The following is an 11,999-nucleotide window of genomic DNA, read 5'->3' as shown; positions in this document are numbered from 1 at the left end:
TAAAAATAGCGAATTCTTTACCGATTAGTGCCAGCGTTTATAATTAAGCAGTGCAGACCAAATATTTAATTCTGGGAGCAGGACCAGCCGGGGCCTGGGCGGTGAGGGGTATCAGGCAGGAGGACAAGCAGGGGAAGATAGTCATCGTCGGGGCCGAGCCGTATCGCACCTATTCGCTTCCCCTTCTGACCAAGGGATACATTCAAGGACGGTTTGGCGAAGATGCCCTTTATTTGGTGAAGGAGGACTTCTTTGATAAGAACGAGGCGATTTTCATCAAGGGCAGGCGTGCGGTTAGGTCTGGTTTCCAGGAAAAAAGGGTGACACTCGACGACGGGGCGGAGATCAATTATGAAAAACTACTAATTTCCACCGGAGGCAGGCCGAGGAAATTTGATATTCCAGGCAGAAACCTAGAGGGCATTTATTATCTCAGGACCCTTGATGACTCTAATCAAATCATAAAAGCGGCTAATAATTCAAGGCAGGCTGTGGTCATAGGCGGAAGCTTCATAGGGGTCGAGCTGGCGGTTGCTCTTCGTGAAGTGGGAGTTCCGGTAAAGCTCATTATGATGGAGAAATATGTCTGGCAGACGCTAATACCTGAGCCTCTAGGGAATTATCTGATAGAGAAACTCGTGGAGGGCGGGGTCGAGGTCTTTCCAAACGAGAAGGTGGTCGAGTTTGAGGGCAAGGGTGGAACAGTAGGTTCGGTGAAAACCGAGAGCGGAAAGACTTATGAGGGGGATTTGGTGGGGGTGGGTATAGGGCTTGACCTGAACATCGATTTCCTCAAGGGTACGGACATATCGGTTGAACGGGGCATTCGGGTTAATGAATTTCTAGAGACCAGCATAGACGGGGTTTATGCCGCCGGAGACCTGGCCGAGTTTGATGATTTAATTCTGGGAGAAAAGCATCTGGTCGGTCACATAGAGAACGCTCAGTTTCAGGGGAGAATTGCCGGAAGAAATATGGCCGGGGCAAAAATTCCCTACTCACAGGTAACCGGTTATGACTCGGCCATTTTTGGTCTACCGCTTATTTTTGTAGGTGCCCTCGAATTCGGGCAAGAACATTGGGTCAGGGGAATGCCTGGGGAACCCCCGGTCGGTTCTTTTGCCGTTCGAGATGGCCGAATAGTTGGCGCCTTTCTCATCGAGCCGGGTGGAAAGGGGGTAAGGGCAGTGCGGGAACTAATACAAATTCGAGACATTGACATAAGAAAATACGAGGACGGGCTGAAGGACCCTAATACGGATTTGGAACAAATAGTGAAGGGTCTTGAATAAGGCTCATGTCTTGGTTTTCTTAGTACTATTCGGTTGATTCGATAGGGGTAATCTCTACTACCACCCTGCTTTCTTCTCTTCGTATATCGTCATATTTCAACTCCGATATCTTTCGTGATAGTTCGTCGTCTTCGACCAGTCTGGCCAGACCCTCGACCACCGTCCCGTTAACTTCAACGGAAACCGATGGATTGGTCATTACATTTTTTAACCAGTCTCCGGCCAGGCTTCTCCTGGATGCAAAGAATCTTCCCTTGTAGAAGACTAATCGTAATTTTACTGTATGCTCTTTCCCTGTTACTCTTCCCTTCGTGGTGAGATAGCCTAGAAAGCTCGACCCGTCGGGGATAGGAATCTTCATTATCATTATTGTAACTGAATGGTGAGCTAGTGTTGATCATCCAAATGGCTACTATGCTCAAAAAGAAAGTCATTCCCGCACGTTACCCGATTAATGCTTTCGGGTACAAGCTTAAGCGGGATCTACCAATCTGTCATTCCCGAATGTACTAATCGGGAATCCATCTTTTAAAAAACTGGATTCCCGCTTTCGCGGGAATGACATACGGTATGGGGTCTGATTAATTTGAAGGACTTTGTCATAGGATAAATGACACATAATAAAATTATAAATACACATGGGAGAGACAATATGAATAACTTTCGTGAGGAAGTGATGAGTTTGGCTAGGGAAAAACTAAAAACGAAAACGGCGGACCGGAAAGCCGAATCCGCACCAGACGATGTAAAAGAGGTTATGAACGGCCTACTCAAAATTGCGGAGTTGGCGGTAAGCTTTTACAACCAGTTGGTGGGGGATGAAGGGCTCTCTGTTTATAGTTTGCCGGGGGAACTCTTGGCCCTTTTCCTTAATCTCTCCGGAAAACGGGTCGGGTTTTGTCTGGTTGCTCCGGAGAAGTTTGTAGTTTTTCTCGACGATGAGCCAGGTCAGGTGGTGGTATTCGGCAAAAAGAGACAAAATTCCGGTTCGGGCGAGAACCTACTCACCAGGGCTAGACAGCTTATTAAAGTCTCTTTTGTTAAAACAGAAGACGGTTACTTACTGAAAGATAATACAGGGTCCATATTAGACCCCGAAGAAATGATACTACACATAATAAGATGGGCTGTATCGGAATAGTGCTTTAATCAAAGATTACGTGCGTCAAAGATACAAGGATTAAGATTGACGCAATAAAACCTATGATTGCCAGTATGTAGATTGTTCCTTCTTTCTCGTGCTGTTCCATGGTGCTTTGATTATAACGAATGATTCTCCTTTGTAAAGTTTAGGGAGGATTGCTTGCATTAACCCCCTTTTTACGTTAACTTCTAGGGTCATGATTGAATATTCCATGCCGCTTTTCCGGCCTCCCAGCGAGGCAAATAGCTTCATCCTTCAGGCTACGATAGGCTGCTCTCATAACGAGTGCACCTACTGCGCCATGTATCGGAAAGATACCCAAAGGTTTCGTATGCGCCCCATAGATGAGATCAAGACTATTATTGATGAAGCTGTGGAGAGATATGATTTCAACCGGGTGTTCATCGCCGATGGCAACGCCCTGGTCATGCCCCAGAAAAAGCTGGTCGAGATTTTGCAGTATTTAAAGGAGAAACGTCCGGACTTGCAGCGAATTACCATGTATGCAAACGTTAGCGACATCCTGAGAAAAGGAGCTGAGAATTTAAAAGTGCTGAGGGACCTCGGGTTGGAGATGGTTTACATCGGATTTGAAAGCGGAGACGATATAGTTCTAGAAAGGATTAAAAAAGGGGCAAATTACGAGGAGACGGTAAGAGCATCAAAAATCCTTAAAGAGGCCGGGGTCAAAAACTCGGCCATGGTTCTTCTCGGGGTTGGCGGGGTGGATAGAAGCCTTGAGCATGCATATGCGACCGGAAGGCTCTTGACCGATACTGACCCTGAGTATGTAGGGGCACTTTCCCTTCAGGTCCGCCCGGGGGCTCCGATTTACCAGGAGTGGCTTGACGGAAAGTTCAAACTCCCGGATAAGTTTCAGATGATAAAAGAGCTAGAAATTATCGTCGAGAATACAAACCTGACTGACGGGTATTTCTTTTCGAATCACATCTCTAATTATCTTCCTATCAAAGCAAGATTCCCCCAGGATAAGGAAAGGGTCTTGGAAGAGATAAGAGCGGTCTTGGAAAGAGGAGATGAGTCTTTGCTCCGCCCCGATTTTTACCGGGATGTGATTAATCAGTATTAGATGACTATTTAGCCACGAATGAACACGAATTATCACAAATTAAAACCTCGTTCACTCCTGTTCTGTATGTCTTATGATGGTCATGCCCGTCCCCCGTTTAAACCGGCGGATCAATCGGGCATCCATCAGTGCTTTGGATTACCGCAAATGCATGCGGCAATGACGTTTTGCGTCTTATTTAGAATCTATAAATGCTAATACCAGTTTTTTATTCATTTTCATTTTTCATTCGAGACTATTGGTGAGAATTCGTGGCCAAAATAAAAGGAGGAGAAGATGAATGAAACGGATAGCGACCATTTCACCGGTATGGGGATGCAGCGTAGACGACCTTCGCGCTTTAGCCAAAGAAGCGGAGGCTGGGGGATTCGAGGCGATATTTTCCCCGGAGGTGCCACCCTACAGCGCCCTGGCTAACGCCCAGGTTTTTGCCGAGGCGACCTCGAAAATTAAAGTGGGTACATGGATAACCAATATCTACATGCGCCAGCCGGTTATATGTGCGGCCGAGGCCCTTACTGTTCAGGAAATTTCAGGCGGAAGGATGGTGCTTGGGTTGGGTGTCAGTCATAAGCCGGTGAATGACCGCTTCGGAATTGACATGAAAGACCCGATCGAGGAAATGCGAAAATATGTGACAGCGGTCAGGTCCTTCGCTGATGGAAGCTCGCCACTCTTGACAATCAAAAGACAACTCCCTTATCTCCCGATATACACGGCGGTGCTGACCGAAAAAGCGGCGGAACTGGCCGGCGAGGTAGCAGACGGCATCATGCCCTATATGGCTACTCCCGGTCATTTGAAGAAGCTGATAGGCGCGGTTAAAAGAGGTGCGGAAAAGGCCGGCCGTGCTCCTTCGGATATCGACATCACCAATGGAATCCCTTGTTTTATCTCCGACGACTTGGAAGCTGCCAGAAACGCCGGAAAGCGCGGTCTTTCCGGCTATGCCCGCTTTCCTTTCTACCAGCGCTTGATTACAAACTTAGGATTTGGCGATGTGGTGGAGAAGATTAAATCTGGTGTAAGCCCAGCCGAGGCGTTTTCCGATGACCTACTGGACGCGGTGGCTTTGGTTGGCCCTGCCGAAAGGTGCCGTGAAAGACTCGAGGCTTACAGAGAAGCAGGGGTTCAACTTCCGATCATCGTCCCAAACCCGGTGGGAAAGCAGAGCAATGTCGAGGTGATGAAGATCATGATTAAGGCTCTGGCGGGCAGTTGATTTTTACATAGGCCATTTTTTTACTCGGTCAAAATTTTGCTTGACTTTACTTTTTGACTAGGCCTATAATCACCCTGAGAGGGAGAGCAATAACTATAAAGAGCCTAAGCAACTTCTGTCCACAACATCAGGTTATTAACGATAACCGCCGGTTGTTTATTTCTGCTCACTTGAAAGATTAACTGTAAGTACTCGTTCTCCTTTAGTCTTTATCTAGTTTTTAACTCCTATCACTGGGTTGAGGTGAGGAATCCACGCATGAATCATCTGGATTTAATCAGGCTCACCGCTTTGATGGATATTGCCAGCGGGAGGCCAGAGATAGTAGTTGGTCTGATTGACGGGCCCGTGTTATTAGACCATCCGGATCTTTCAGGTGGAGACATTCGTGAGGTCCCTGGAAAACTTGCGGGTGCATGTGCACAGGCAAGTAGTGTCGCCTGTTTGCATGGAACATTCGTGGCAGGAATTTTGTGCGGAAAGAGGGGTTCTGTAGCTCCGGCTATCTGTCCTGATTGCACGTTGTTGGTGCGTCCTATTTTTGCTGAGACGATGTCAGGAAATGGAAATAGCCGCAGCCAGCATCTAGAGCCCATGCCCAGTACCACTCCCGATGAACTAGCAGCGGCATTAATCGAGACCATTGATGCGGGAGCGCACGTGATAAACCTGAGTGCAGCTATGGCGCAGCTATCTTCCACAGGTGAACGAGAGTTAGTAGGGGCTTTGAATTATGCATCAAAGAGAGGCGTTTTGATTGTAGCAGCGGCGGGAAATCAGGGAGCAGTTGGTAGCACTGTTATCACCCGTCACCCTTGGGTTATCCCGGTCGTTGCCTGTGACCTTCAGGGTAGACCGATTAGTTACTCCAATCTGGGAAATTCGATAGGGAGACGAGGTCTGAGCGCCCCCGGCGACAACATTACTAGCCTCGGAGCCGATGGCAAACCACTCACGTTCAGCGGAACGAGCGCTGCGGCTCCCTTTGTGACGGGGGCTATTGCGCTGCTTTGGTCAGAGTTCCCAAAAGCTACCGGTGCTGATATGAAAGTCGTGATTACACGGTCGAACGGGCGAAGGAGAAATACGGTAGTTCCACCCTTGCTTGATGCATGGGGGGCGTATCAGATTATAAGGTCTGGTTTAAGGAGGTGAATATCTCACGTTATTCGCTTTTTTACATTGTCATACCCGAATCCTGTCCCCGAATGTAGTTATCGGGGAGCTGTGGGGTATCCATAAGCGTGCGGGAATGACAGTTGTGCGTTCAACTTAGGTAGGGGCACGCTGCAGCGTCCCCCTATAATGTATATTTGCGTAACATAGGTGAATGTCATGAAAAAGGAAGAAACAAGAAATGGTCAAAGAAGTAAGACTAAAGGACAGCCTTACCGGGTTCGTCTTCCTGGTTTCATTAGCGATGAGGAAATTGGACTGGGTGATGCGATTAAGCGAGTCACGTCTACTATTGGGATTAAACCGTGTGGCGGATGTGAACGTCGCGCCTCCACACTCAACGGTTGGCTGGTTTTCTCTGGCAGGCGTTCGAGATAAAAATATAAACCACCAAGGCACAAAGAAACAATGTTTGCGGGTTAACGTGTTTGCTGGTTTACGAGCTAGAAAAATAACACGCAAACTCGCTAACACGACAAAAGGCGTAAGCTAACTCGTTAACAATTTCCTTTGAGTCTTTGTGGCTAATTATGAAGCCTTTGAAATCTATCCTGAAAGGAGGAGAAATATCATGGAAGAAAATGTTGAATCGAAGGAACAGATGGGAGAGCAAGCCGTTAACGTGAAAGACTCACCAACAGTAGTATCCTCTTCTGAAAGTCGTACTGGAACTATTCTTCCCACCCAAGCTGGAGGGGGAGGGTGTCCTACATGCGGAAGCTCCACCGGGTCAAATGGCGGAGTTACACCCAGCTTCGTTTATGCCCTGGGCAGGGTCGAGGCCCGCTTTCCTCGTTTAGCTGTGGAGAAGGAATTCGCCCAAGTTACAGGGCGGGAAAAGACAGCCGGGCTTACCGACCGAGAGGCACTCCACAAGGTTCTGACCCATAGACAGAACCGCTACCTGGTGAGACAGATGTGCTGGGTTTTAACCATTGAGGGTTTGGAGACATACATTCTGGTGCCGCGCGACCCTGCGGACCTGGATATGTTAGTGGAGGCCTTACGTCCCGCTCCACGCCCCACTGATGTTGATGTGGTTATTGGCATGAGAGGGCCAATCGCCCCGCCAGAGATGTGCAATGGACTCATGGTGCCTATTGTTGTGTTCGACCAGATGTATTCATTCGATATCGATTCTCTAATCAAATCTATTCCTAAGCCGGAAAAGATGTCAGCAAAGGAGTTCACCCCAGCAGCAGAGGAGCTATTCATGAGGATAATGCAGATAGCTGACAATGCCGGAGCCACTGACGACCACCGTGCTTTAAACTATCTGGCAGTACGATACAACGCCATCTATGCTAAAGCTGCGGAGGCTTTTGCTCAAAACTCTTCTTTGACAGCGGTAGAAGTTCGTCATTCGCCTCTCAGCGGCACACGCAAGGTTGTAGATGTCATTTTCTCCTTCACCAATCGTCAGACGGACGTTACCGAGAAGTTCTTTACCCGTGTGGATGTGACCGAGGAGTTTCCGTTCCTGGTTACAAAGATGTCGCCGTATTATGATCGGTGAGGTCGACCGGATTCAATTGAATGGAGGTGAAGGAAATGAAATTGCCTGAGTTTACAGCAGAGGTCTCGCTCTACAAATCAGCCATGAGCTATGCAGTAGCCCCGAATCGTGCAGGCGTGAGAGTAGGTGCGTTGGTTCTTACCCAGGGACTGATGGGCACACTATCTACCGTTGACGTGCCAACATCAATGCCGGGCGTAGTGTTTACGATGAAAAAATTGTGCTGGGATAAAACGACCAGCACATGGAAATTTTGGGGTCTGACTTTTCAAACCGAGTGCCGGATATGCCAATGGTTTAAGTATGCAAAGATCTGTCCTGAACCGCCTGGCTGCTATTGGGGTTGGGTGCCGGCAAGTGAGCCGTGGCGTGACTGTGTTGACAGCTTGGTAGCGATTGACTAGTTGAGACCGCGGCGGTTTATCAGGTGAATTCTATACGGACGGAGGAAAAAGAGAAAGGAGGTGAGTCAAATGAGCAAAATGCCGGGATTTGCCGCAGAGGCTTCGCTCTACAGGACGGCTGGGATTTATGCGCTTGAATCGACTTGGACTAGCAAGTCAGTTAGCGGCTTAGTACTACAACAGATTAAAGGGTGCACGCCATGTGAAAATGGGCAGAAGACCTGTTGCTTTGGATATGACCCAGAAACAGGAGGACCTATTTGTAAAGAAGTATCTTGTACTCCACCCCCACCTCCTCCACCTCGACCCAACTGCGGCACCCACTCTTGTCCCCCTGGTCATCCTTGCTGTGCTCGTGGTTGTTGCCCGCCCGGTACGTCCTGCTGTAATAACGAGGGCTGTTGTCCGGCGGGGACAAAGTGCAGGAGAATATGTGCACCCTTCATAGGATGTAGTCCTTCTTTCTGCACCCTGATCTGAGTGTTCGGTCTCTAGGGTCTGGTGAGGGAGTGAAAAAAGGAGGTGAATGAAATGAACAAAATACCTGGATTTACCGCAAAGGCTTCGCTATATCGCGGGAGCCATCAGTATCGAGCGGGTTTTCAGTACATGCCGACGGAAATGGGACGCCTTGTGCCGGCCCAGACCTGGGGTAGCTTCAAGAGAGATCACTGTACTAAGCGCGGCTGTTGGTGGACGGAAGGGTCAGGCTGCGGACGGCGACAGTTTTCAGCCATATTGTGGGGTATCCCTTGGGGCGTATCGTGGGAAGAAGCTTGTCGAACGACTCCGGGTCTTGAAGGTCGGCCTCCAGACCGGTGTAAAAACACTTGGTTTAATATTTGGGGTGAATGGGACGTGCCAGATACGACCTGCGACACCGAGCTAGGTGTCGGGTTCGGCTGGTAAGACCGATTACTGCACTCATCTCGGTTTTGAACAATGTGTGAAGGAGGTGAATAAAATGAGTAAAATGAATTTGCCTGGATTTACTGCAGAAACCTCTGTATACAGGTCTACTGGACGATATACGGTTTCTTATAGTTCGGATATGAAAGAAAGTGGGATCGTTCCGGCGATGTTCAGAAGCAGGTTTTGCATGACCGCTTGCCTAGCCTGTGCGGCTTTCCTTGTTATGTCGCCTGTGCCAGACCCAGGAGATTTTTTGACGTGCGGTGCGTGCTTTGGGGTCTGTGGTGGCGGGGGAATGGCCTAAGGGTTTAGGTCGGCTGCTGTAGGGATAATCTGAAATAAATGGGGGTTGATGAAATGAAAACACCGGGATTCACAGCAGAGGCATCGGTTTATAAGACGAGTGAGCAGTACCAGTCTATAGCGATGCAAGCTTATAGCAACTGTGGGCAAAGAGTTATTTCTCAACTGACTATTAATCCATTACCTGTATCGCCCGGTTCTGGGCTTTTTGGCGGGATCGGGCGTTCGCTTTGTAGAGGTCTTTGCTATATAGCCTGGGTCCTGTGTTTGGAGGGTTGTGAAGGCACGCCTGAAAACCCGAAGGGATCTACCCACTGTATTATCTGCGATGAGAATTATCGAGAATGCCTCAAAGGATGCAGCCCTACTCGAACTTAGACCTTATGCACCCGGGTGAAGGCCGTGATTAGGCACGACATATTATGATTGAAATTAGGGGCGAATTAAATGAACAAGATACCAGGATTTACCGCAGAAGGGTCACTCTATAAAACGAGCGGGCACTACTATACTATTGGGACTTCTAGCCAAGTGAATGAGACTATATACCCGGCATACAACGGTGTGAATCGTTGTATGGACGATTGCCTCAGGGCTGGCCACCCTGACCATCAGTGCATGGAATATTGCCATAAAAAACCCTGTGTTGATCGCTGCGTAGGTGCCTGCGTCAAAGCTGGACGCATTGATAATCCGGATGTTCCAATCGCGATTCTGCGTGATGAATGCAGAGTACAGTGCTTGGTCCAATGCGAGTTCATTCCTCCTCTCTGTCCACCTGAAATGAAGTTGTGCGGGCGCATCGGAAAGCGTCCGGAATGTTGCCCGGGAGACCATGAATGCTGCCACATCCTTAATGAAACGGCAACCGGATATACATTAAGCTGCTGTCCGCCAGGTCAACGATGCTGCTTCGGTTTCGGTTGTTATGTGCCAGATGGGCAGCAGTGCACTAGGGACGGCTTCTGCCCTAAAGATCGAGTCTGCAACGAGCGTTGTTGTGCGCCGGAAGAAGTGTGCACCCTGGACGGCTGTGCTCCTGCAGATCGAGTCTGCAATAACCGTCGCTGTGCTCCGGGAGAGCAGTGCACCATCGAGGGCTGCTGTCCACCTAGTCGAGTCTGTAACAATCACTGCTGTGGGCCAGGAGAAGTATGCACCGGCGGTGGTTGTTGCCCGGCGGGTCAGACTTGTGGCAACCGCTGCTGCGTATCTGGTGAGCGGTGTTGTGGCGACCATTGCTGTCCGTCGTGGGCTCCTGTGTGTTGCGGGCGGGGTTGCTGCCCGCCTGGTCACTCCTGCTGTGCTAATGGCACAAAGTGTGCTCCGCCGGGTTGGTCGTGTTGTGGCAACAGTGGCTGTCCACCTGGTTGGACTTGCCTCTTCGATTCGGGGCGTTGTATCCCGGTCTGACTCTTCGCTCTCTGATTAAGGAGGGTGAAAAACGATTTACTAAGTGCAACGACATATCTCCTAGCGGAAGTGAGGTCAAAAAATTTTGTTGAAGTGGGGATGAATAAAATGAACCAGATGAAGATGCCGGGATTCACCGCAGAAGTATCACTCTATAAGACAAGTGAACATTACCAGATGATCACTCTTCTGAACCAAGCTAACGTAACCATATATCCAGCGCAATTGCTCTTCACAGATACACAGTTCTTTAGGCCAGACTTGCTTCGGTGGCCTATTGTGGAGCCCTCATGCGTCCGGGTGTGCCTGCCTCATTGGGGTGGATACTGCCGTTGGATCTGTTTCTGAGATCAACTGCAGAGAGAAGAGGTGGTTATTTAAGATCTAGCTGAGAAGTTCTTATTCCTAGTCGCCAAGATGTCGCCTTAGGGCACGGCTTAGAGGGATAAAAGAAGTAGACGCCAGGACAAGTCTTGGGTAAAAGAGGTACGTGATGAGTAAAAGGCTTGAAGCGGTTTATGAGAATGGTGTATTACGTCTGCTGGAACCGCTTGACCTCCGTGAGCACGAGCGCGTCACCTTAATCGTGTCTAAGTTGCCAGCAATCCCTTCGGAGGAGGAATGGCTAGTTGTCGAATGCTTGCAACTCTATGCCGCCGAGGTGGATGAGAGCATAAGCCTCGAGGCGGTGAGGAAAGCTCTCTCGAAGATTCCTGGCTCGCTGACAGTGGTTCGACTTTGCTCACCACAGGCGGACTTTGTCGCAGAACGAGAAGAACACTAGATGGAGTTAGTTTTTTGACATTTGTCATTATAGGAAGGTAGAATCTGTGTAGTTAATTGAGTCAAAATAAGGAAAATAAGATGCCTACGTTAGACCTATCTAAAGAGATACTCGAATTTTTCGATTATGTTGAAGGAGATACACCGGGAGAAAAAATACTCAAATTGATAAAGTCTGATCTGGCTAGGCGTCTCCGGGAATGTGAAGAGGAAATTTACAAGTTTGAGGTAAAATATGGGAGCACCTTTAATGAATTTGCAGATGCCTGGGAGAGAGGAGAAATAGAGAACAAGTACTCTCATCGGGTAGAGAGGCATTACATGGTCTGGGAAGGATTAGAGGCTGAGAAGAAAAAATGGCTTGAACTACTTAAAAACCTAGAGTAGAAAGGTGCCTTTTTGGATTTAAATCGCTTCTTAGAAGAGATAAATAACGCCTCTAAGAAATTCTTCCCTCTAGTTACGCTTCAATACAATATAGTTCGAAATACTCACCTATATGTTCGAATTACTTTTCAACAAGATTTACTGATAGACATTTATGCTAACTGTGAGACTGAAAGGAAAGATTTTGCACTGATACATAAGAACGAGAGGATTTATGGAATTGATAATCTGAAGGGATGGCACTATCATCCCTTTGGGGAGGCAGGAAAGCATGTGCCGTGTGAAGAGCCATCGGTAGAAGAAGTATTTGAGAATATGAAAAATATTATTGAGGTTTTAACAAAGGGATGAAGCTAT

14 protein-coding genes are annotated in these 11,999 nt (G+C 48.4%); 12 read left to right on the top strand and 2 right to left on the bottom strand.

Features of this window, described 5'->3' with window-relative positions:
* Positions 1–50 precede the first annotated feature (50 nt).
* Positions 51–1,292: an FAD-dependent oxidoreductase gene (locus VNN20_14375; GenBank protein HWP93376.1), complete on the top strand. Its 1,242-nt coding sequence runs from the start codon at positions 51–53 to the stop codon at positions 1,290–1,292.
* A 25-nt stretch (positions 1,293–1,317) separates the two neighbouring features.
* Here the strand turns inward: VNN20_14375 and VNN20_14370 are convergent, their stop codons facing one another.
* Positions 1,318–1,653 carry a nitroreductase/quinone reductase family protein gene (locus VNN20_14370; protein ID HWP93375.1) on the bottom strand — a complete coding sequence of 112 codons (336 nt, stop codon included), beginning with the start codon at positions 1,651–1,653 and terminating at the stop codon, positions 1,318–1,320.
* Between the two features lie 291 nt (positions 1,654–1,944).
* Here VNN20_14370 and VNN20_14365 point away from each other — a divergent pair, with 291 nt between their 5' ends.
* The 7 genes from VNN20_14365 to VNN20_14335 all read left to right on the top strand — a co-directional run bounded on the left by VNN20_14365 (position 1,945) and on the right by VNN20_14335 (position 9,060).
* Positions 1,945–2,433, top strand: a complete 489-nt coding sequence (locus VNN20_14365) for a hypothetical protein (GenBank protein ID HWP93374.1) — start codon at positions 1,945–1,947, stop codon at positions 2,431–2,433.
* Positions 2,434–2,632: 199 nt separating this feature from the next.
* Positions 2,633–3,526: a radical SAM protein gene (locus tag VNN20_14360; protein ID HWP93373.1), complete on the top strand. Its 894-nt coding sequence runs from the start codon at positions 2,633–2,635 to the stop codon at positions 3,524–3,526.
* Positions 3,527–3,806: 280 nt separating this feature from the next.
* Complete coding sequence (locus VNN20_14355) at positions 3,807–4,748, top strand: LLM class flavin-dependent oxidoreductase (protein ID HWP93372.1); 942 nt, start codon at positions 3,807–3,809, stop codon at positions 4,746–4,748.
* Positions 4,749–5,006: 258 nt separating this feature from the next.
* Positions 5,007–5,903, top strand: coding sequence for a S8 family serine peptidase (locus VNN20_14350; protein HWP93371.1), 897 nt, complete (start codon positions 5,007–5,009; stop codon positions 5,901–5,903).
* 592 nt (positions 5,904–6,495) lie between these two features.
* Positions 6,496–7,440 (top strand): hypothetical protein, encoded by a 945-nt coding sequence (locus VNN20_14345; protein ID HWP93370.1) that lies wholly within the window; start codon positions 6,496–6,498, stop codon positions 7,438–7,440.
* A 116-nt stretch (positions 7,441–7,556) separates the two neighbouring features.
* Positions 7,557–7,844: a hypothetical protein gene (locus tag VNN20_14340; protein ID HWP93369.1), complete on the top strand. Its 288-nt coding sequence runs from the start codon at positions 7,557–7,559 to the stop codon at positions 7,842–7,844.
* A gap of 964 nt (positions 7,845–8,808) precedes the next feature.
* Entirely contained in the window at positions 8,809–9,060 is a 252-nt protein-coding gene (locus VNN20_14335; GenBank protein HWP93368.1) for a hypothetical protein, read from the top strand.
* A gap of 479 nt (positions 9,061–9,539) precedes the next feature.
* On the opposite strand, the gene VNN20_14330 is transcribed toward VNN20_14335, so the two are convergent.
* Entirely contained in the window at positions 9,540–9,809 is a 270-nt protein-coding gene (locus tag VNN20_14330; GenBank protein ID HWP93367.1) for a hypothetical protein, read from the bottom strand.
* A gap of 478 nt (positions 9,810–10,287) precedes the next feature.
* Here VNN20_14330 and VNN20_14325 point away from each other — a divergent pair, with 478 nt between their 5' ends.
* The 4 genes from VNN20_14325 (at position 10,288) to VNN20_14310 (ending at position 11,993) form a co-directional block, all read left to right on the top strand.
* On the top strand, positions 10,288–10,491 hold the full coding sequence (locus VNN20_14325; GenBank protein ID HWP93366.1) for a hypothetical protein: 204 nt from the start codon (positions 10,288–10,290) through the stop codon (positions 10,489–10,491).
* Positions 10,492–10,965: 474 nt separating this feature from the next.
* Positions 10,966–11,256 carry an antitoxin family protein gene (locus VNN20_14320; GenBank protein HWP93365.1) on the top strand — a complete coding sequence of 97 codons (291 nt, stop codon included), beginning with the start codon at positions 10,966–10,968 and terminating at the stop codon, positions 11,254–11,256.
* Positions 11,257–11,336: 80 nt separating this feature from the next.
* Positions 11,337–11,642, top strand: coding sequence for a hypothetical protein (locus tag VNN20_14315; protein ID HWP93364.1), 306 nt, complete (start codon positions 11,337–11,339; stop codon positions 11,640–11,642).
* Positions 11,643–11,654: 12 nt separating this feature from the next.
* On the top strand, positions 11,655–11,993 hold the full coding sequence (locus VNN20_14310; protein ID HWP93363.1) for a hypothetical protein: 339 nt from the start codon (positions 11,655–11,657) through the stop codon (positions 11,991–11,993).
* Positions 11,994–11,999: the final 6 nt, after the last annotated feature.

The sequence above is a fragment of the Thermodesulfobacteriota bacterium genome (genome assembly GCA_035559815.1).
Classification (GTDB): domain Bacteria; phylum Desulfobacterota_D; class UBA1144; order Nemesobacterales; family CSP1-2; genus DATMAT01.
Note: the sequence above shows the minus strand (reverse complement) of the source record. Positions and strands in the feature narration are given on the sequence as shown.